General features: G+C 65.5%; 21 protein-coding genes. 15 read left to right on the plus strand and 6 right to left on the minus strand.

Going from position 1 to position 20,297, the window contains the following annotated elements; genetic code table 11:
• The first annotated feature begins 9 nt into the window (after nucleotides 1-9).
• The 15 genes from KCN53_RS15610 to KCN53_RS15680 all read left to right on the plus strand — a co-directional run bounded on the left by KCN53_RS15610 (nucleotide 10) and on the right by KCN53_RS15680 (nucleotide 14,100).
• On the plus strand, nucleotides 10-1,194 hold the full coding sequence (locus KCN53_RS15610) for a cytochrome-c peroxidase (protein WP_088710813.1): 1,185 nt from the start codon (nucleotides 10-12) through the stop codon (nucleotides 1,192-1,194).
• Nucleotides 1,191-2,252, plus strand: coding sequence for a metallophosphoesterase family protein (locus tag KCN53_RS15615; protein WP_088710814.1), 1,062 nt, complete (start codon nucleotides 1,191-1,193; stop codon nucleotides 2,250-2,252). The genes KCN53_RS15610 and KCN53_RS15615 overlap by 4 nt, the downstream gene beginning before the upstream one ends.
• A gap of 26 nt (nucleotides 2,253-2,278) precedes the next feature.
• Entirely contained in the window at nucleotides 2,279-2,695 is a 417-nt protein-coding gene (locus KCN53_RS15620) for a hypothetical protein (protein ID WP_207790576.1), read from the plus strand.
• Between the two features lie 132 nt (nucleotides 2,696-2,827).
• Entirely contained in the window at nucleotides 2,828-4,936 is a 2,109-nt protein-coding gene (locus KCN53_RS15625) for a RelA/SpoT family protein (RefSeq protein WP_088710815.1), read from the plus strand.
• On the plus strand, nucleotides 4,933-5,517 hold the full coding sequence (gene pyrE, locus KCN53_RS15630; RefSeq protein WP_088710816.1) for an orotate phosphoribosyltransferase: 585 nt from the start codon (nucleotides 4,933-4,935) through the stop codon (nucleotides 5,515-5,517). The genes KCN53_RS15625 and pyrE overlap by 4 nt, the downstream gene beginning before the upstream one ends.
• Nucleotides 5,517-6,617 (plus strand): serine hydrolase domain-containing protein, encoded by a 1,101-nt coding sequence (locus KCN53_RS15635; RefSeq protein ID WP_088710817.1) that lies wholly within the window; start codon nucleotides 5,517-5,519, stop codon nucleotides 6,615-6,617. The genes pyrE and KCN53_RS15635 overlap by 1 nt, the downstream gene beginning before the upstream one ends.
• Nucleotides 6,614-7,354 (plus strand): pyridoxine 5'-phosphate synthase, encoded by a 741-nt coding sequence (locus tag KCN53_RS15640; RefSeq protein ID WP_088713242.1) that lies wholly within the window; start codon nucleotides 6,614-6,616, stop codon nucleotides 7,352-7,354. Before KCN53_RS15635 ends, KCN53_RS15640 begins: the two co-directional genes overlap by 4 nt.
• Nucleotides 7,355-7,385: 31 nt before the next feature.
• Entirely contained in the window at nucleotides 7,386-7,802 is a 417-nt protein-coding gene (acpS, locus tag KCN53_RS15645; protein ID WP_088710818.1) for a holo-ACP synthase, read from the plus strand.
• Nucleotides 7,803-7,894: 92 nt separating this feature from the next.
• Nucleotides 7,895-8,689, plus strand: a complete 795-nt coding sequence (gene lepB / locus KCN53_RS15650) for a signal peptidase I (protein WP_224199812.1) — start codon at nucleotides 7,895-7,897, stop codon at nucleotides 8,687-8,689.
• A complete protein-coding gene (locus KCN53_RS15655; protein WP_088710820.1) occupies nucleotides 8,686-9,828 on the plus strand; it encodes a M14 family metallopeptidase in 1,143 nt (380 codons plus the stop codon). Before lepB ends, KCN53_RS15655 begins: the two co-directional genes overlap by 4 nt.
• Entirely contained in the window at nucleotides 9,828-10,517 is a 690-nt protein-coding gene (gene gpmA, locus KCN53_RS15660) for a 2,3-diphosphoglycerate-dependent phosphoglycerate mutase (protein ID WP_088710821.1), read from the plus strand. The genes KCN53_RS15655 and gpmA overlap by 1 nt, the downstream gene beginning before the upstream one ends.
• A gap of 114 nt (nucleotides 10,518-10,631) precedes the next feature.
• A complete protein-coding gene (purE, locus tag KCN53_RS15665; protein WP_088713243.1) occupies nucleotides 10,632-11,120 on the plus strand; it encodes a 5-(carboxyamino)imidazole ribonucleotide mutase in 489 nt (162 codons plus the stop codon).
• Entirely contained in the window at nucleotides 11,120-12,184 is a 1,065-nt protein-coding gene (locus KCN53_RS15670; protein ID WP_088710822.1) for a 5-(carboxyamino)imidazole ribonucleotide synthase, read from the plus strand. Before purE ends, KCN53_RS15670 begins: the two co-directional genes overlap by 1 nt.
• Before the next feature lie 177 nt (nucleotides 12,185-12,361).
• The gene (locus KCN53_RS15675; protein ID WP_224199803.1) at nucleotides 12,362-13,651 is read left to right on the plus strand and encodes an MFS transporter; all 1,290 of its coding nucleotides are present in this window, start codon (nucleotides 12,362-12,364) and stop codon (nucleotides 13,649-13,651) included.
• A 98-nt stretch (nucleotides 13,652-13,749) separates the two neighbouring features.
• Complete coding sequence (locus KCN53_RS15680) at nucleotides 13,750-14,100, plus strand: VOC family protein (protein ID WP_088710824.1); 351 nt, start codon at nucleotides 13,750-13,752, stop codon at nucleotides 14,098-14,100.
• Between the two features lie 39 nt (nucleotides 14,101-14,139).
• On the opposite strand, the gene KCN53_RS15685 is transcribed toward KCN53_RS15680, so the two are convergent.
• The 6 genes from KCN53_RS15685 to ileS form a co-directional block, all read right to left on the minus strand.
• The gene (locus tag KCN53_RS15685) at nucleotides 14,140-14,394 is read right to left on the minus strand and encodes a ribbon-helix-helix domain-containing protein (RefSeq protein ID WP_088710825.1); all 255 of its coding nucleotides are present in this window, start codon (nucleotides 14,392-14,394) and stop codon (nucleotides 14,140-14,142) included.
• A 54-nt stretch (nucleotides 14,395-14,448) separates the two neighbouring features.
• Nucleotides 14,449-15,177, minus strand: coding sequence for an acetoacetyl-CoA reductase (phbB, locus tag KCN53_RS15690; RefSeq protein ID WP_088710826.1), 729 nt, complete (start codon nucleotides 15,175-15,177; stop codon nucleotides 14,449-14,451).
• A 45-nt stretch (nucleotides 15,178-15,222) separates the two neighbouring features.
• Nucleotides 15,223-16,305 (minus strand): ferrochelatase, encoded by a 1,083-nt coding sequence (hemH, locus tag KCN53_RS15695; protein ID WP_088710827.1) that lies wholly within the window; start codon nucleotides 16,303-16,305, stop codon nucleotides 15,223-15,225.
• Nucleotides 16,306-16,393: 88 nt separating this feature from the next.
• A complete protein-coding gene (locus tag KCN53_RS15700; RefSeq protein ID WP_088710828.1) occupies nucleotides 16,394-16,828 on the minus strand; it encodes a DUF3035 domain-containing protein in 435 nt (144 codons plus the stop codon).
• A complete protein-coding gene (gene lspA / locus KCN53_RS15705; RefSeq protein WP_088710829.1) occupies nucleotides 16,825-17,334 on the minus strand; it encodes a signal peptidase II in 510 nt (169 codons plus the stop codon). The genes KCN53_RS15700 and lspA overlap by 4 nt, the downstream gene beginning before the upstream one ends.
• A complete protein-coding gene (gene ileS / locus KCN53_RS15710; RefSeq protein ID WP_088710830.1) occupies nucleotides 17,331-20,225 on the minus strand; it encodes an isoleucine--tRNA ligase in 2,895 nt (964 codons plus the stop codon). The genes lspA and ileS overlap by 4 nt, the downstream gene beginning before the upstream one ends.
• Between the last annotated feature and the right edge of the window lie 72 nt (nucleotides 20,226-20,297).

Raw genomic sequence — 20,297 nt, forward strand, 5'->3', positions numbered from 1 at the left:
AAAGGGACGATGCGCAAGGCGTCTATCCTGTCCTTGGCCGCGGCGACGGGCCTGACTGCCCTCGTCATGTCGAACAGCGGCCATGCCGAAACCAGCCTCGACATGATCGAGGATCCGCCACTCGGCCTGCCGCCGGTGCCGGTACCGGAGGACAATCCGGTGACCCCGGCGAAGGTCGAACTGGGCGAAAAGCTGTTCAACGATACGCGCCTGTCGCTGACCGGCGACATCAGCTGCGCGACCTGTCACGACGCCGGCAAGGCCTTCACCGATGGTCCGCTGACGGTATCGAAGGGGATCAACGACCTGGAAGGCACACGCAACGCGCCGACCGTCGTCAACGCGGCCTATATGGAGCTGCAATTCTGGGACGGCCGCGAGCCGGACCTGGAACGCCAGTCACACGGCCCGTTCATCAACGCCGTCGAAATGGGCATGGCGGACCACCCCGCCGTGGTACAGGCGGTGCGCGACGCAGGAGACTACGACCCGCTGTTCGAAGCTGCGTTCGGCGTCGACCTGGACGACGTGACCATCGAACATATCGGCAAGGCCATCGCGAGTTTCGAGCGCACGCAGATCGCCGCGGATTCCCCTTGGGACCGCTGGCATTTCGGCGGCGAGGAAGCCGCGGTTTCGGACGCCGTCAAACGCGGCTTCGACGTATTCGTGAACGATGGGCGCTGCGTCAGCTGCCACACGGTGAACGAGACCTATGCGCTGTTTACCGACAGCCGCTTCCACAATCTGAACGTCAGCTTCGAAAAGATTTCCGGCAGCGTCGCGACGCTGACCGACAGCTTCCGGGGAGCCCCGGTCGAGGCCCAGCAGCTCGATTCCCTCGTGCTGGCGGACGCCGATATTTCCGAACTGGGCCGGTTCGCCGTCACCCGCCACATGACCGATGTCGGTGCTTTCAAGACGCCCACATTGCGCAACGTGGCGATGACCGCGCCCTATATGCACGACGGATCGATCGCGACGCTGGAAGAGGTGGTGACCTTCTACAATCTGGGCGGCCGCCTGAATGAGGAGGATCCGATCAATTCGTTCCAGTCCGGCGGCATCCGTCCACTCGACCTGACCGAGCAGCAGCAGGCCGATCTGGTCGCGTTCCTGGAAGCGCTTACCAGTCCCGAATTCGTGGAAGCGGCGGCAACCGACGGCACCATCGACGAAGGGGGCGCAAAATGACCATTTCCCGACGCGGACTGATGGGAGGTGTCGGCGCGATGGCGCTCGGCTCGATCCTTCCCATGACGAACGTACGCCTGGCGTTTGCAGACGAGAGCCAGCCGGACTTCACCTTCGCCTATATCTCGGACAGTCACATCCAGCACATCAAGGGCACCGAGTTCGTCCGCAACTGGGACCGGGGGCTGGAACGCGCGGTCGCCGAAGCGAACCTGATGCAGCCGAAGCCCGATTTCGTCCTGTATGGCGGGGACATCGCCCAGCTGGCCCTGCCGCAGGAAATCGACCACGGCCTGGAGATCCTGTCGGAGCTGAACTACCCGGTTCACTACGTCATGGGCGAGCATGACTATTATCTAGACAATGGCGAATACTGGTCGAAGCGGCTGGGTCCGCAATGGTACAGCTTCGACCATAAGGGCGTCCATTTCGTCGTCCTCAATTCGATCCTGACCTACGACAGCTGGATGAACAAATGGTCGTCGGGCGAAGAGCGCATGGGCGTCATGGCCGGACTGGACGACCCGCGCGGATCCCCCTTCATGGTGGGCGAAGAGCAGCGCCGCTGGCTGAAGGCCGACCTAGCGAAAGTCGACAAGTCGACACCGATCGTCGTTGCGTCGCATTCACCGTTGCAGAAGATCTTCAAGAACTGGAACTTCTGGACCGAGGATGCGGAGGACGTGCAGAGCCTGCTGCAGCCGTTCGACAAGGTCACCGTGCTCTACGGCCATGTGCACCAGATACAGTATAACCAGATCGGCAATATCAGCTTCTATTCCGCCATGGCGACCGCCTGGCCCTGGCCCTATCCGCGCACCTATGCGCAGGCCGGCAACCTGATGCCCGAACTGGTCATCCCGATGAACCGTGCCGATCCCTTCTTCGAACGCGACGGCACGGGCTGGCAGTTCATCGACATCAATGACGGCCGCGTCGCCGCGAACTACTCGCTGACCGAGAACCAGCCGCGCATCGTCTATTTCGACAAGGAACGCGGCCACCCGGTCGACGCCGAATATGCCGGCATCGAGACCGCGCCGCAGCTCCACTACTGAATTGCTGACCGAGGGGGACAGAACCCATGCGCAAGTTGATGCTTTCCGGCGGCCTGATCGCAGGCGCGGCCCTGACCGCCGCCCTGGCCGGCCTGTCCGCCCAGGCCGATCCGTTCGACGCGGAGGATGTTGAAGAGTGGCAGGAGGAATATATGACGGTGGTGGCCGACGGCCGCGCCGCCTTTACCGACCCCTCCCTCGGCACCAACGGCGTGGTCTGTGCGCAGTGTCATCCGAACGGCACCAATGTGCATCCGGAAACCTACCCCAAATATCAGCAGCAGCTGGGCCGCGTCGTCGTGCTGGCGGAAATGGTGAACTGGTGCATCGAGAACCCGCTGGAAGGCGAGCCGCTGGCACTGGACGATCCGCGCATGGTGGCGATCCAGGCCTATGTTGCGCATGAGCGCCGCGGCGTGGAGCTGGCCCCCGGCAAACATTGAGACGACCGGCAAGCGGGTCTTCCCGAACCGGGCCGCTGCGACCGGCTTCGATCAACCCCTCGGTCACCTCCCTGATCGTACGGGCACCAATCACCTTGCCGCGCCCGTGGGCGCATGCCCATATAGGCGGCGATGCTGCGCCAGTATGAACTTGTCGAAAAAGTAAGGGGCTACGATCCGGAAGCGGACGAAGAACTCCTGAACCGGGCCTATGTTTTTTCGCTGCAGGCGCACGGGTCGCAGAAGCGCGCGTCGGGCGACCCCTATTTCTCGCACCCCGTCGAAGTCGCCGGCATCCTGACGGACCTGCAACTAGACGACGAGACCATCGCGACCGCGATCCTGCACGACACCATCGAAGACACGGTCGCGACGCACGACCAGATCGAAGAGCTGTTCGGCGAGAATGTCGCGCGCATGGTCGACGGCGTCACCAAGCTGTCGAAGATCGAAGCGCAGACCGAAAGCGAGCGCGCGGCCGAGAATTTGCGCAAGTTCCTGATCGCCATGTCCGGCGACATCCGCGTGCTGCTGGTGAAGCTGGCCGACCGGCTGCACAATATGCGCACGCTGCATTACATCCCGAAACCGGAAAAGCGGCAGCGCATCGCCCGCGAGACCATGGATATCTATGCGCCGCTGGCGGAGCGCATCGGCATGTACGGCTTCATGGACGAGATGAAGGAAATCTCCTTCCGCGAGCTGAATCCCGACGCCTATCAGACGATTACCCGCAAGCTGGCGGACCTGCGTGAAACCGGCACGGCGCGGGTCGACGAAATCGCCCAGGATATCGAGCAGCTGCTGGGCCGGCACGGCGTCGCGGCGGTTGTGGCGGGCCGGGAGAAAGCCCCCTTTTCCATCTACAAGAAGATGCAGGAACGGCATATCGCCTTCGACCAGCTGGCCGATGTCATCGCCTTTCGCTGCATCGTCGAACTGCCCGACGACTGCTACCGCGCGCTTGGTATCATTCACCAGCGCTGGCCGGTTGTACCGGGCCGCTTCAAGGATTTCATCTCGACTCCCAAGCGAAACGGATATCGCAGCCTGCACACGACGGTGTTCATCGGCGAACGCCAGCGCGTCGAAATCCAGATCCGCACCCGGCGCATGCACGACCAGGCCGAGCACGGTCTGGCGGCGCACTGGGCCTATAAGGAGAGGGGCGAGGACAGCCGCGCCGAACCCGGCGAATATCCATGGATCCGCGACCTGCTGGAAATCCTCGACCATGCGGCAAGCCCGGAAGAGCTGCTGGAGAATACGCGCCTGGCCATGTACCAGGACACGGTCTTCTGCTTCACGCCGAAGGGCGAGCTGATCCAGTTGCCGCGCGGATCGACGCCGGTCGACTTCGCCTTTTCCGTCCACACCGACATCGGCGCGACCTGTGTCGGCGCGAAGGTGAACGGCCGCGAGGTGCCCCTGCGCACGCGGCTGAGAAACGGCGACCAGGTCGAGATCGTCCGCTCCGAGTTCCAGGAGCCCGATCCGAGCTGGGAGAATTTCGTCGCGACGGCGAAGGCCCGCTCCGCCATTCGCCGCCATGTCCGCATGAAAAGCCGCGAAGAGACGATCGACCTGGGCCGCAAGCTATACGACGAGGCCGTCGCGCGGCTCGAAGGCGGTGTTTCCGAAAAGGCCTATCGCGAGGCGCTGAAACGCCTGGGCGTCAGCGACGAGGAAGACCTGTACGAAAAGCTGGGCAACCAGGAGATTTCGGACCAGACCCTGATCGATGCGATGGCACCGGGCCTGTTCTCCTCCTGGCGCCGGTCGCGCGCGAAGAAGGGCGGACGCGGGCGCATTTCCATCAAGGGCCTGACCCCGGGCGTCGCCGTCCACCTGGCGCCCTGCTGCCACCCCATTCCCGGCGACCGCATCGTGGGGGTTCGCCGGCGCGTCGGCGGCATGGACGTCCATGTCAGCGACTGCGCCGTCCTTGCCGAAAGCGACGAGGACCGTTGGATGGACCTGAGCTGGGGCGATGAGGCAACGGCGGGCATCGCCACCCTAGTGGCAGTGATCCAGAACCAGCCCGGCGCGCTCGCCCGCGTCACCTCCGTGCTGGCTCGCGAGGACGCCAATATCATCAATTTGCGCACGCGCGACCGCGACAGCACCTTCGGCACCTTCCAGCTCGACCTCGAAGTGGACAATGTCGAGCACCTCGACCATATCATCGCCGCGCTGCGGGCCAGCGACGCGGTGACCAGCGTGGAACGGGAGAAACAGTGACCGACGACGAAGTCCTGGCCGAATTCCGCGAGGCGGATGCGCTGCTCGAGGGGCATTTCATCCTCTCCTCCGGCCTGCGCAGCCCGAAATATCTGCAATGTGCACGGGTGCTGATGGACCCGCAGCGCGCCGCCCGGCTGATCGGCGCGCTCGCCCTGAAGCTGCCCGTCGAGGTGCGGCAGGGCGTCGATGCGGTGGTCGCCCCGGCGATGGGCGGCGTCATCTGCGGCTATGAAATGGCGCGGGCCCTGAAGGTGCCCTCGATGTTCGTCGAGCGTCCCACCGGCACGTTCGAACTGCGCCGCGGCTTCGCCCTCGCTCCGGGCGAACGCGTGCTGATGATGGAAGATGTGGTAACCACCGGCCTGTCCTCGCGGGAAGCCATCGCGGCCATCGAGGACGCGGGCGGCAAGGTCGTGGCAGGCGCCTGCCTGGTGGACCGCTCGAACGGCAGCGCGGACATCGGCGTGCCGCTCTATCCGCTGATCGCGCTCGACGTTCCGACTTACGAGCCCGACAGCCTGCCGCCGGAACTGGAGGCCCTTCCGGCCGTAAAGCCCGGTTCTCGCAAGGCCGCCTGATGGGCTGGCGCCGATGTCTGGCGCTGCTGCCTGCCCTCCTGCTGGCGGGTGCAGGCCCGGCGCCGCCGGAAGCGGACGCGACCCCACCGGACCTCGATCCGAACCTCGACGCGGTGTTCGCGGCCGCGGACTTCGCCGGGGAAGCCTGGATTTCGCGCGGCGATCGCATCGTCCATGCAGCGGCCTATGGATCGCGTGCCCCCGGCGGCGCGGCTCCGCACCGCCTGGGTGCGACCTGGCGCTGGGCGTCGGTTTCGAAACAGATCACCGCGACGCTGGCGATGCAGCTCGTCGCCGACGGTCTCCTCTCCCTAGACGAGCCGGTCTCGACCTACCTGCCTGACTTCGGCGCGCCCTATGCCGACCGGATCACGATCGCGGACCTGCTGGGCCATCTGTCCGGCCTTGCGCATACCGACGACGGCCCGCGCGGCGAAGCGGGCTGGCCCGAGCTATATCTTCCCGGCGATCAGACAGCGGGCGATCATCTGGACTATTGTGCGGGGCCGGCGGACGCCCCGCCGAGCAAGGCCTTTCGCTATGGCAACTGCGACTATGTCGTCATCGGCGCGGTGCTGGAAGCGGTGACGGGCGAGCCCTTCGCAAGGCTCGTCGCCGATGAGGTCGCCGGACCGGCTGGGATGATGCACGCCGCCCTGCTGGAAAGCAGCGCGGAAGATGTGGAAGGCTATGTCGGGGGCGACAGGGAGCCGGAATTCCGCATCGACATGTTCGGCGCGGCGGGCGCGCTGGGCGGGCCGCTGCTCGACCTGTGGAAATTCGACCGCGCACTCATGACAGGGGCGTTGCTGCCGGACGAGGCCCGCGCACGCATGTGGCAGGGCCGCCCCGACTATGGCTATGCCGCGCTCGGCCAATGGGCCTACGAGGCCGCGCTGTCCGCCTGCGAAAGCCCGGTGCGCCTTATCGAGAGGCGCGGCGCGATCGGCGGCGTGCAGCTGCGCAACATCATCGTTCCGGAGCGCGATGTGGTCGTCGTCATGGCAACGAACCGCAGCGAAACGGACTTCGACTTCGGCGAAGTCTGGACCGGCTCCGGCCTGACCCACGACCTGCTGACAAGGCTGTTATGCGCATGACCGCGAGAGAGACCTCCCTGCGCCTTGGCGTCAATATCGACCATGTCGCCACCATCCGGAACGCACGCGGCGGGCTGCATCCCGACCCGGTGCGCGCAGCCAAGCTGGCGGCGGAAGCGGGCGCGGACGGCATCACCGCGCACCTGCGCGAGGACCGGCGGCACATCACCGACGACGACATCACGCGGCTGGCCGAAGAGCTCGACATCCCGCTCAACCTCGAAATGGCGGCGACCGACGAGATGCTGGCGATCGCCGTGCGCCACGCGCCGCACGCCGCCTGCATCGTCCCGGAAAAGCGCGAGGAACGCACGACCGAAGGCGGGCTCGACGCGCATGGCCAGCAGAACAGCCTGCGCCGGACAGTCGAGGAGCTGAGCGCCGCAGGATCGCGGGTCAGCCTGTTCATCGAGCCCGACGAACGGCAGATCGAAGCGGCAGTGACGCTGAAGGCGCCCGTCATCGAGCTGCATACGGGCCGCTATGCGGAACTGGCGGGCGAAGAGCAGCGCACGGAACTGGAACGCCTGCGCGCCGCCGCAAGGCTGGCGATGCGCGAGGGGTTGGAAGTCCATGCCGGTCACGGGCTGACCACCGACAATGTCGGACCGGTGGCCGGCATCCCGCAACTGCGCGAGCTGAACATCGGCCATTTCCTGATCGGCGAGGCGGTATTCGTCGGCCTGGCCGACGCCATTTCCGAAATGCGCACGCGCATGGAAGCAGCGCGCGGGTGATCTCAGCGCAAGCCGACGTAGGAACCACCGAATGATTATCGGCCTGGGCAGCGACCTGTGCAATATCGACCGCATCCAGAACTCGCTCGACCGGTTCGGCGCGCGCTTTGTCAATCGCTGCTTTACCGAGATCGAGCAGGCAAAGGCGGAGCGGCGCGAGCTGACGCGCGCCGATACCTACGCCAAGCGCTTCGCCGCCAAGGAGGCCTGCTCGAAGGCACTCGGCACCGGCTTTCGCCAGGGGGTCTTCTTTCGCGACCTGGGCGTGGCCAATCTGCCGTCGGGAAAGCCGACCATGGTGCTGACCGGCGGCGCTGCCGAACGGCTGGAAAAACTCACGCCGCCGGGGCATAGGGCGCACATTCACCTGACCATGACGGATGACCGGCCCTGGGCGCAGGCGTTCGTCATCATCGAAGCGCTGCCCGCAAGAGACCAGCCGGAGTAAGACCCATCCCGGACGATGCGAACAAACAGACCGCCGCGGAAACGCCAGCCAAGGCGGCGAAAGAGACCAACTGGCTGGACGAGCTGAAGCATATCGCTCTCCTTGCTCTGGCGGTCATGGCCATCTGGTCGTTCCTGGCGAAGCCCTTCTACATCCCCTCGGAGTCGATGCTGCCGACGCTGCTGACCGGCGACCGGCTGATCGTCACCAAATATCCCTATGGCTATTCGTACCTCTCCCCCTTCCTGCGCGTTCTGCCGAAAATGGAAGGGCGCCTGTTCGGCAGCTATCCGGAGCAGGGGGATATCGTCGTCTTGAAGGATCCCGTCCTGGAAGAAGACTGGATCAAGCGCGTCGTCGGACTGCCGGGCGATACGGTGCAGATGCGCGGCGGACAGTTGTGGCTGAACGGCGAGCCCGTTCCCAAGGACCCCCTGCCCCCCGCCAATATCGTGGAGAGCCCGAACCTGCCGTGCGACCGCGGCGCGCCCGCCTATCGCGAGCCGCAACCCGACGGAACTGTGCTGTGCCAATATCCACGCTTCCTGGAGACGCTGCCGAACGGCAGGCAGTATGAAGTGCTGGATCTGCAGGACGGAACGGCGGGCGACTTTACCCAGCCGGTCACCGTTCCCGACGGATATGTTTTCCTGATGGGTGACAATCGCGACCGCAGCGCCGACAGCCGGTTCGCCGCACGAGCGCATGGCGGTCTGGGGCTGCTGCCCGTGGAGAATATTTCCGGCCGGGCGGAATTCATCACCTTCAGCGTCGACGGTTCGACCGAGCTGCTAAACCCCGCGACCTGGTGGCCGGCCTTTCGGACGGAACGGGCATGGGACTCCCTACGTAGCCTCCCTGACCACGTAAGAGAGGAAATCGAATGACCCTGTCCGTTTCCAGCGCCTTCGACGCCGGCAACATCAAGGTCGAGCGTCTGGACGGCCCGGACGACATCGAGCTGAGCATCCCGAAGGACCACCAGTCCGAGTTCGCCCAGTGGTTCTATTTCCGTCTGACCGGCGCGGCCGATACGCCGTGCACGATCCGCATCACCGGCCTGAAGGACAGCGCCTATCCCGCCGGCTGGCCCGGTTACCGCGCCGTCGTTTCCGAAGACCGCATCGACTGGGTGCGGACAGATACGGACTACGACAAGGATAGGGGCGTCCTCACCATCTCCGTCACGCCGCGCAGTAACGGCATCTGGATCGCCTATTTCGCGCCCTATTCGATGGAGCGGCACCACAATCTGATCGCCGAAACCGCCGAGGCGGCCGGCGTGACGGTGGAAACGCTGGGCCAGACGCTCGACGGACAGGATATGGACCTGGTGACCATGGGAACCGGGCCTCTGAAGCTGTGGATCATCGCCCGCCAGCACCCCGGCGAAAGCATGGGCGAATGGTGGATGGAGGGAGCGCTCGCGGCGCTGACCGACGAGGCAGACCCGGTCAGCCGCAAGCTGCGCGAGCGCGCGACGCTCTATATCGTGCCGAACATGAACCCGGACGGGTCGCGGCGGGGGCACCTGCGCACCAATGCCGAGGGCGTGAACCTGAACCGCGAATGGCATGAGCCAACGATGGAACGCTCCCCCGAGGTGAAGCTGGTGCGCGACCGCATGGATCATGAGGGGGTCGACTTCTGCCTCGACGTTCACGGCGACGAGGCCATCGCCAATAATTTCATCGCGGGCGCGGAAGGCATTCCCGACTGGAACGAGCGCCACCAGCGCCTGCTCGACGGGTGGAAGGCCGCGCTTCTGGGTCGGTCGCCCGACTTCCAGGTCGATCAGGGTTATCCGGTCGACACCTCCGGCAAGGCGAACCTTGCCATCTGCACCAACCAGATGGCGCAGCGCTACGGCTGCCTGGCCATGACGCTGGAGATGCCGTTCAAGGATGCCGCGGTCATGCCCGACGAAGAGCGTGGCTGGTCGCCGATGCGGTGCATGCGACTGGCCGAGGCATGCCTCGGCGCCACCTACGACCTGCTCGACGAGCTTGAGAACAAGGAAGACTGATGCCGACACTCGTCCTCATTCGCCATGGCCAGTCGGAATGGAACCTCGCCAACCGGTTTACCGGCTGGTGGGACGTCGACCTGACCGAAAAGGGCGTGGAGGAAGCCAAGGAAGCTGGCCGCGCGCTCGCCCGCGCCGGGATGGACTTCGACATCTGCTTTACCAGCTTCCAGACCCGCGCGATCAAGACGCTGCACCTGGCGCTGGAGGAAATGGACCGCCTGTGGCTGCCGGAAGTGAAGGACTGGCGCCTCAACGAGCGGCACTATGGCGGCCTGACCGGGCTCAACAAGGCCGAAACGCGCGAGAAACATGGCGACGAACAGGTTCATATCTGGCGCCGTAGCTTCGATACGCCGCCGCCGGAGCTGGAACCGGCGTCGAAATACGACCTGTCCTCGGACATCCGCTACGAAGGCATCGACGTTCCGAAGTCGGAAAGCCTGAAGCTGACCATCGAGCGCGTCTTGCCCTATTGGGAAGAGGCGATCGTGCCCGAGCTGAAGTCCGGCAAGCGGGTGCTGATTTCGGCGCATGGCAACTCGCTGCGGGCGCTGGTCAAGCATCTGTCGAAGATCAGCGACGAGGAGATCCCCGGGCTGGAAATCCCCACCGGGCAGCCAATCGTCTACGAGCTCGACGACGATCTGAACGAAGTCGACCGCTATTATCTGAAGGATCGCAGCTAGGGCGCCGGTCCCCAGGCGGGGCAGCTCGGCAGCGGAGAGCTTTGCATCTGGACGGCGAAGCCGCCGCCCCCTATGCGAAATTGCTTCTTTTCAGGGGAAGAAGCGCAGCATTTCATGACCGGTGACATTCCGCTCGTTGGCATCATCATGGGCTCCCAGTCCGATTGGGACACGATGCGCCACGCCGCCGACATACTGGATACGCTCGGCGTCCCCCACGAGGTGAAGATCGTATCGGCGCACCGTACGCCGCAGCGTCTGTACGACTATGCCCAGGCCGCAAAGGAGCGGGGCCTGAAGGTCGTCGTCGCCGGCGCTGGCGGTGCTGCGCACCTGCCAGGCATGACCGCAGCGCTTACCCCCCTTCCCGTCCTTGGCGTTCCGGTGCAGTCAAAAGCGCTGTCGGGTCAGGACTCGCTGCTGTCCATCGCGCAGATGCCGGGGGGCGTTCCCGTCGGCACACTCGCCATCGGCAAGGCAGGCGCGAAGAATGCCGGCCTTCTCGCCGCGGCGATCCTCGCCGCCTTCGACGAGGACCTCGCCGGGCGGCTCGACGACTGGCGCGCAGAGCAGACGGCAGCGGTCGCCGAAGAACCGTCCTGATGATTCCGCCCAGTTCGACGATCGGCATCGTTGGCGGCGGCCAGCTGGGCCGCATGCTGTCCATTGCCGCTGCCTATCTGGGCTATCGCTGTCATATCTATGCACCCGACGAGGCGCCGCCGGCCGGCGATGTCGCGGCGAAGGTGACGCGCGGTGCCTATGACGACCTCGACGCGCTGGGCGCCTTCGCGAAATCGGTCGACGTCGCGACCTTCGAGTTCGAGAATGTCGATGCGGGTGCGCTCGCCTATCTGGGCGAGCATGTCCGGCTCGCCCCCGGTCCGGAAGCGCTCGCGACGGCGCAGGAACGGGTGCGCGAGAAGAGGTTCGTGCGCGACCTGGGGGGCCGCACCGCTCCCTTCCGGTCCGTCGAGAGCCTCGCCGACCTGGAACGCGCCGCCGCCGAAGTGGGCCGGCCCGGCATCCTGAAGACCGCCCGCTTCGGCTATGATGGCAAGGGTCAGGTGCGGATCGGCGAGGGCAGCAACCTGGCGGAGGCATGGGCCGATGTCGGCGAACAGCCCTGCATCTATGAAGGGTTCGTCGATTTCGCCGCCGAATTCTCGATCCTGATCGCGCGCGGCATGGACGGCCAGAGCCTCGTCTATCCCGTGCCGCGCAACGAACATCGCGACGGCATTCTGGCACGCTCGACCGTGCCTGCAGGCGATCCGATTTCGCTGCAGGCCGAGGACGCCGCTGACCTGGCGCGCGCCGTTGCGGACAGGCTGGACTATGTCGGCCTGCTGACCCTCGAATTCTTTGCCGGCGCCGAGGGTCCCGTCTTCAACGAGATGGCGCCGCGCGTGCACAATAGCGGCCACTGGACCATCGAAGGCGCCCGAACGAGCCAGTTCGAAAACCATATCCGGGCGATTTGCGGCCTCCCCCTCGGCGACACGAGCCTGAGCGCCACCGATGTGGAGATGCGCAACCTGCTGGGCGCCGAGGTGGAAGACTGGCCGTCGATCCTGACCGATCCCAGTGCGCACCTGCATGTCTATGGCAAGGGCGAGATCCGGCCGGGCCGCAAGATGGGCCATGTGACCCGGCTGCGGTACTGACGGGCCGGAACCGGGAGGACGAAAATCGGAGCGCGTGCGGACAGACCGGAAAACTCCGCCGCTGCGCTGCCCGCCCGGCTGGACCGCCTGCCCTGGAGCCGGTTTCACTGGCTGGTCGTCACGGCGCTCGGCATTACCTGGATCCTCGACGGGCTGGAGGTCACCATCGCCGGTTCGGTGGCCGGCGCGCTGCGCGATGAGCGAACGCTGGGCCTTTCCGCCGGACAGGTCGGGTTCGCCAATTCGGCCTATCTGGCCGGTGCGGTGCTGGGCGCGCTGTTCTTCGGCTGGCTGACCGACCGCTGGGGCCGCAAGCGGCTGTTCACCATCACGCTCGGCCTCTACCTGCTCGCAACTGCGGCGACGGCGTTCAGCTGGGACCTCGCCAGCCTCGCCGCCTTCCGCTTCCTGACCGGAGCAGGCATCGGCGGCGAATACAGCGCGATCAATTCGGCGATCCAGGAACTGGTCCCTGCGCGCCGGCGCGGCTGGACCGACCTGGTCATCAACGGCAGCTTCTGGATCGGCGCGGCCATGGCCAGCGGCCTGTCGCTTCTCCTTCTCGACGAACGCCTGTTCGCCGCCGACCTGGGTTGGCGCCTGGCCTTCTTCGGCGGGGCCGTCATCGGCCTCGTCATCATCGTGCTGCGCCGCTTCCTGCCGGAAAGCCCGCGCTGGCTCGCGCTGCACGGACGGGCCGACGAAGCAGAGCGCATTGTTTCCGAGATCGAAAGCCGGATCGAAGCCAGCGGTCATGAACTGGCGCCCGTCGACCCGAACGCGCAGGTAGCGACGCCTCGGCGCTCAACGCCGCTGGGCGAGGTGTTTCGCACCCTGTTCCGCACCTATCCGGGACGCACGGTCTACTGCCTGGGCCTGATGAGCGCGCAGGCATTCTTCTACAACGCCATCTTCTTCACCTATGCGATGATGCTGACCGACTTCTACGGCGTTCCGCCGGGCCAGGTCGGCTGGTATATCCTGCCCTTTGCCGCCGGAAACGTCCTCGGTCCGCTGCTGCTCGGCCATTTTTTCGACAGTTGGGGCCGCCGCCCGATGATCATCCTGACCTACGGCATGTCGGCGCTGCTGCTGACGCTGACCGGCCTGGCCTTTCACGAGGGAATGCTGAGCGCCGCGACGCAGACACTGTGCTGGAGCATCACCTTCTTCTTCGCGTCCGCTGCCGCCTCCTCTGCATATCTGACGGTAGCGGAAAGCTATCCGCTGGAAATCCGCGCGCTGACGATCGCCATCTTCTACGCGCTCGGCACAGGTCTCGGCGGGGTGGCCGCCCCCTGGCTGTTCGGCGCGCTGATCGAAAGCGGTTCGCGCACGCAGGTGCTCGGCGGCTATCTTCTGGGAGCGGGACTGATGGCGGCCGCCGCGCTGCTGACGCGCATATCCGGCCTCGCCAACGAACGGAAACCACTGGAGACGGTCGCAAAGCCGCTGTCATGGCACTGACACCGCCCCGGCAGCTGACCGGAACGCAGCCCCCCTGTACCTTTGGCACTCAGTTGATAGGCTGAGCAGAGAGAGGCGGGAGTCGCGGGAGAGAGGGCATGTCAGCACCGATCGTATTTTTCGACATTGCCGGGCCGGATTTCGCAGCCCAGCGCGACTTCTACAGCGCCATCTTCGGTTGGGAGATCGGCGAGGACGGGCGCTTCACCACCGGCGTCGTGGCGCCGACCGTCGATGCGCTGCTGCGCACCGATCCTGCCGACAAGATGATCTATGTCGGGGTCGAAGACGTGGCCGCGACGCTGAAGCTGGTGGAGGAAAAGGGCGGCACGGTCGACCTGGAACGGCGCGAAGTGCCGGGAATGATCGTCCTCGGCCTGTTCCGCGATCCGGCGGGCAACCATATGGGCCTCGTCGAAATGAAGGATGGCGAGCAGGTCATCCCCTGAACCGCGGACCCTGCGCATCGGCAGCAGGACCCGGCGGTGCTAGCGCCCCTGGCGCGCGCGCTCGAACAGCCAGACGCGGATCGCCGAACTGAGACTGGTGGCGCGCGCCTCGTCGATTTCGGCGACAAGGCCGGCCAGCGACTGACCGCGTTCGTCCGCCGCATCCTTCAGCGCGTCCCAGAAGACCGGTTCCAGGCTGATGGAGGTGCGGTGGCCCGCAATGGTGAGCGAGCGCTTGCGCACCTCCTGAAGCCTGTCATGGGGCACGTCCTGCGGCCCGTCTGGCAGCGGCATGCGGCCGGCCCCTTCCCTTCCTTACCTTACCTCCCGCGATGGGAGGCGGCGGCGTCAATACATGTGCTGGCCGCCGTTGATCGACATGGTGGAACCCGTCACGAAGCCGGCCTCCTCGCCGCAAAGGAAGGCAACGCCGCGGGCGATTTCGTCGGCATGGCCAAGGCGCCCGACGGGGATCTTCGCAACGATCTTCTCAAGGACGGGCTCCGGCACGGCGGCAACCATGTCCGTGTCGATATAGCCGGGCGCCAGCGCGTTCACGGTGATGCCGAAGCGCGCGCCCTCCTGCGCGAGGGCCTTGGTGAAGCCATGGATGCCAGATTTCGCCGCGGCATAGTTGACCTGGCCATACTGGCCGCCCTGGCCGTTGATCGAGCCGATATTGACGATGCGGCCCCAGCCGCCCTCCTTCATGCCCGGGAAGACAGCCTTCGCCATATTGAAGCAGCCACCGAGATTGACGCGGATCACGTCTTCCCACATCTCCCGGTCCATTTTCATGATGGTGCCGTCGCGGGTGATCCCGGCATTGTTCACCAGCACATCGACAGGCCCGTACTCGCCGGCGATCTTCGCCATGGCGTCCTGCACCGCGTCATAGTCGCCGACGTCGAATTTCACGACCGGAATGCCGCATTCATCGGAGAAGGCCTTCGCCTTCTGCTCGTCGCCGCCGAAATTGGCGATGACGGTGTAGCCAAGCTCGTTCTTGAGCCGTTTGCAGATGGCGGCGCCGATGCCGCGCGTTCCCCCCGTTACGACTGCAACATGCTTCGTCATGTGGCGTGCCTCCCCAGGCCCGATGAAGTTGATTCGGCCTCAGCCTTAACCGCTTTCGCGCCAGCCTGCGAGTTCGCGCGATATGACGGTTTCGAGAAGGTCGAGATGCGCAGGCTTCGCATTCAGGCAATCGAGATAGGCGAATTTGGCGCCGCCGGCCCCCTCGAACTGCTCGCGTCCCTGAATGGCGATTTCCTCCAGCGTTTCCAGGCAGTCGGCGGTGAAGCCTGGCGCCGCCACCGCAACGCGCTGAACACCCTCGGCTGGAAGCCCCTCGAGCGCTTCGTCCAGATAGGGCTGCAGCCACTCGGCCGGACCGAAACGGGACTGAAAGACGATGCGCGTGGCCACGTCGAGGCGCTCGGCCATCAGGCGCGCAGTCTTCTGGCACTGACAGTGATAGGGATCGCCCAGCTCGAGCGTTCGCTTGGGCATGCCGTGAAAGGTGAAGAGCAGAAGCTGCGGCTCGAAGTCGAGCGCGCCAAGCTGCGTGCGAAGGTCGGCTTCCAACGCATCCAGATAGGCCGGATCGTCATACCAGGGCGCAGCCGTGCGCATCGTCGGCTGCCAGCGCGTCTTCGCCATCCAGCGGTGCGCCTCGTCCACCACGGTCGCGGTCGTGGCGGCGGAATATTGCGGATACATGGGCAGAAGGAGGATGCGCTCGCAGCCGGCGTCCTTCAGCGCTGCCAGACGATCCGCGACCGCCGGACTGCCGTAACGCATGGCATAGTCGATGCGGCAGTCGGGAAAGCGCGCCTGCAGGCCGGACGCCTGGTCCTCGGTAATGAGCTTCAGCGGCGAACCGTCCCGCTCGCGGTCCCAGATGGACGCATAGAGCTTCGCGCTTTTCGCAGGGCGCGTGCGCAGGATTACGCCGCGCAGGATCGGCTGCCAGGCAAGCTTCGGAATCTCGATCACGCGCGGGTCGGAGAGGAACTGCGCGAGGTAGCGCCGCACCGAGGCCGTCTCGGCCCGGTCGGGCGATCCGAGATTGACGAGCAGCACGCCGAGCTTCGGCGCGGGCACGGGAGGATGGTCGGCGGGAAGCTGCCGGGATTCGGGAATGGATTCGGGAATGGTTTCGGCGCCGGATTGGCGCGGGGATTCGTTCTGGCGTTCGGTCATGACCGAACGCCCTTACCGCATGCGGAAAGGGGAAGTCGAAGGACGAGTTGCCGCGAGGCCAGGACGCGGATCAGGGCCGCGCCGCTTGTCAGCCGCCCGTCTGCACCTGCGCGACGGCGGGGTCTTCGGTACCCTCCGGCGCGGCGACGATATCGCGAAGCTGCGAGCCCTTCCCGATCACCAGCGTGTCGGGATCGCCGGCCGTGGCGCGCGCACGCGGGTCGGGATCGGCCGCGCCGGCCTCTTCGAGCAGCAGCTGCTCGGAACGGCTGGCTTCGGGCGGGCGCACGCCCGGACCGAACAGCGCCTCCATGGCCTGCGTCTGCGCCTCGTTCTCGATGGTGCGCGGCGCGCCGGGACGCGGCGGCTCCAGCGCGAAGTCGGGGGGAATCACCAGCGGCGCGTTGCGGGTGACGGCGAGCTCGTCGGGAGCCTGCCGGTTGCCGAGGCTGCTGCCGCCTCCGCACGCGCCGAGAAGCGCGGCGGACATGCCGATAAGGGCGAGGGTTGGGATACGCGTCATTTCAATTCTCCGGTTGCCTCCGCCTTACGCCGCTTCTGCGGTTCGTGCCACAGGAAGGCGCGCAGGAGGAGGATGACGACGCCGATGGAGATCGCGGCGTCGGCGACGTTGAATACGTAAAAGCTCCAGTCGCCCACATGGAAGTGGACGAAGTCGATGACATAGCCGAGCCGGGCACGGTCGAGGATGTTGCCGAGCGCGCCGCCAAGGATCAGCGACATGGCGAACAGGTCGACGCGGTCGCGCTCGGAATCGATCCACCAGACGATGGCGGCGGCAATGCCCAGCGTGAGGATGACAAGCCCCCAGCGCATGATGTCGGCATCGCCGGCCTGCAGGAAGCCCATGGCAACACCGGTATTTTCGACCCAGGTCAGGCTGAGCACGGGGATAAGCGGGATCGAGCCGACCTCGTGCAGGCGCACGACATCGACGATCAGCCACTTGGTGACCTGATCGACGACGAAGATGAGGAGAGCGACGACATAGGCGACGCGGGCGGTCATTCGGCGAGCACCTCGCGGCAGCGCCTGCAAAGCTGCGGACCGGTGTCGACGTCCGGGGTATGGCGCCAGCAACGAGCGCATTTCTCCAGTTCCGTCCGGTCCACCCTCACCCATGCCTCTGGGTACGTCTCGGACTGCTCCGCCCCCCCGATGGCCTCGGTCGTCGGCGAGACGCGGCTGACAATGGCAAGTTCGGCGAAGTCGACGCTTTCGACCCGGCCGAGATCGACCGTGTCGGAAAGGACCAGCGCCACGTCGGCTTCGTTCGACGAGCGGATGGTCTTTTCGCGGCGCAGCGGCTCGATGGCTTCCGTCACCGCGCCGCGGATCTTGCGCAGCGCATCCCACTTTTCAGCGAGCGCCTCGTCATGCCAGCCGGCGTCGATCTGGGGCCAGTCCTCGAAATGGACGCTGCCATCCTCGGACGGATAGCGCGCCTGCCAGACCTCTTCCGCGGTGAAGCAGAGAATGGGCGCAGCCCAGCGCACCAGCGCGCCGTAAAGGATATCGAGCACGGTACGGCAGGCCCGGCGCCGCGGATCGTCCTGCGCATCACAGTAGAGCGAGTCCTTGCGCACGTCGAAATAGAAGCTGGAAAGGTCTCGCACGGCGAAGGTTTCGAGCGCGCCGACATAGTCGGTCCAGTCATAGTCGCCCGCCGCGCGCCGCAGCTCAGCATCGAGCTCGGTGAGCCGGTGCAGCACCCAGCGTTCGAGTTCGGGCATGTCGGCGGGGGCAACCGCCTCTGCCGGGTCGTAATCGGCAAGCGCGCCAAGCAGGTAGCGGAAGGTGTTGCGAAGCTTGCGGTAGCGGTCGGAGACGCCGCGGATGATCTCGTCGCCGATGCGGTGGTCCTCGGTGAAATCGACCGAGGCGACCCAGAGACGCAGAATGTCGGCGCCCTGTACGTCGACCACCTGCTTCGGATCGGTGGTGTTGCCGAGCGACTTCGACTGTTTTCGCCCGTCCTTGTCGAGCGTCATCCCGTGCGTCAGCAGCTGCTTGTAAGGCGCATGCCCGCGCGTCGCGCAGCTTTCCAGAAGCGACGACTGGAACCAGCCGCGATGCTGGTCCGACCCCTCCAGATAGAGGTCCGCGGGCGAGCGAAGCTCCGGCCACTTGCCCGATTCCAGCACGAAGGCGTGGGTGGAGCCGCTGTCGAACCACACGTCGAGAATGTCGGTGACGGGCTCATAGTCGGCTGCATCATAGGCATCGCCGAGAAGCTGCTGGTGGTCGGCCGTGAACCAGGCGTCGGCGCCGGCCTCTTTCACCGCCTCGACGATGCGGGCGTTCACCTCGGCATCCTGCAGGAACTCTCCAGTCTCGCGGTGGACGTAGAGGGTCAGCGGCACACCCCAGGCGCGCTGGCGCGACAGCACCCAGTCGGGACGCCCCTCGACCATCGATTTCAACCGCCGGTAACCGCGTTCGGGCACGAAGCGGGTCTTGTCGATTTCCTGAAGCGCGGTTTCGCGCAGCGTCTGCGCGCCGCCGACGGCGTCATCCATGCGCACGAACCATTGCGGCGTGCAGCGATAGATCAGTTTCGCCTTCGAGCGCCAGCTGTGCGGATAGCTATGCTGGTAGTCTGGCTTGCTTTCCTTGCTTGGCGATAGGAGCGCCCCGGCGTCGCGCAGTGCGTTACAAACGGGACCGTCAGGATCGTTAACCTTGTAGACGTGTTGACCACCAACGACAGGCCAGTCGTCCCGGTAGCGCCCGGCGCCGTCGACGACGAATTCGGGGTGAATGTCGTAGTCGCGGCAGAGGCGGAAATCGTCCTCGCCATGATCGGGCGCCATGTGGACGAGGCCCGTGCCGCTGTCGGTTGTGACGAAATCTCCGGGAAGGAGCGGACGCGGGCGATTGAAGAACCACTCTGCGGGCTTGCTGTCGTCGGCTAGGGGATGGCGAGCGACGGCACCCACCAGTCCGCTAGGCTCAACCAAGCCGAGTCCGTCGTGTTTCTCGGCCTTTGGAAGACGATCAAGAACTTCTTTTTCTAGATCAAGGGCGTAAATGAACCTGCGCCCGTCCCTTTCAGCCACCCAGTATTTAATGTCCTCGCCATAGGCGAGCGCCTGGTTGACCGGGATCGTCCAGGGGGTCGTCGTCCAGATCACCGCATGCGCGCCGACAAGCTCGGGAGCGTTCGGAGCCTCGGTGATCTCGAAGGCGACGTCGATCTGGGTGGACGTGATGTCCTGATATTCGACCTCGGCCTCGGCGAGCGCGGTCTGCTCGACCGGCGACCACATGACGGGCTTCGCGCCCTTGTAGAGAAGGCCGGAGCCGGCAACCTTCAGGAACTCGTCGACGATGGTCGCCTCGGCGTCATAATCCATCGTCAGATAGGGACGATCCCAGGTGCCCATGATGCCGAGACGCTGGAACTGCGCCGACTGCACCTCGACCCACTTTTCGGCGAAGGCGCGGCATTCGCGACGGAATTCGACCGGGTCGACGTCGCGCTTGTCCTTCTTCTTCTTGCGGTACTGCTCCTCGATCTTCCATTCGATCGGCAGGCCGTGACAGTCCCATCCGGGCGTATAGGGCGCGTCGTAGCCCTTCAGCGTCGCCATGCGGACGGTAATGTCCTTCAGGATCTTGTTCAGCGCGTGGCCGATATGAATGTCGCCATTGGCATAGGGCGGCCCGTCGTGGAGGATCCATTTCTCGCGGTCCGCACGCGCCTTCCGCAGCCGGTCGTAAAGGCGCGTCTTCTCCCAGCGCGCCAGAAAGTCAGGCTCCTTCTTCGCAAGGCCGGCCTTCATCGGGAAGTCGGTCTTCGGCAGGAAGACGGTGTCGCGATAGTCGGGCGCGTCTGCGCCGGACTCGCCGGTCTTCGGATCGCCGGTCTTGGAGCTGTCGGTCTTGTCGGATGGCATAGCGGAGGGCGGTTAGCAGGGGGGCGGGAGAGAGGGAAGTGGGTGCAGCGCGGCAAAGCACAAGAGCGCTCG

Origin of the sequence: Pacificimonas aurantium (assembly GCF_020092905.1) — a bacterium.
GTDB lineage: Bacteria > Pseudomonadota > Alphaproteobacteria > Sphingomonadales > Sphingomonadaceae > Pacificimonas > Pacificimonas aurantium.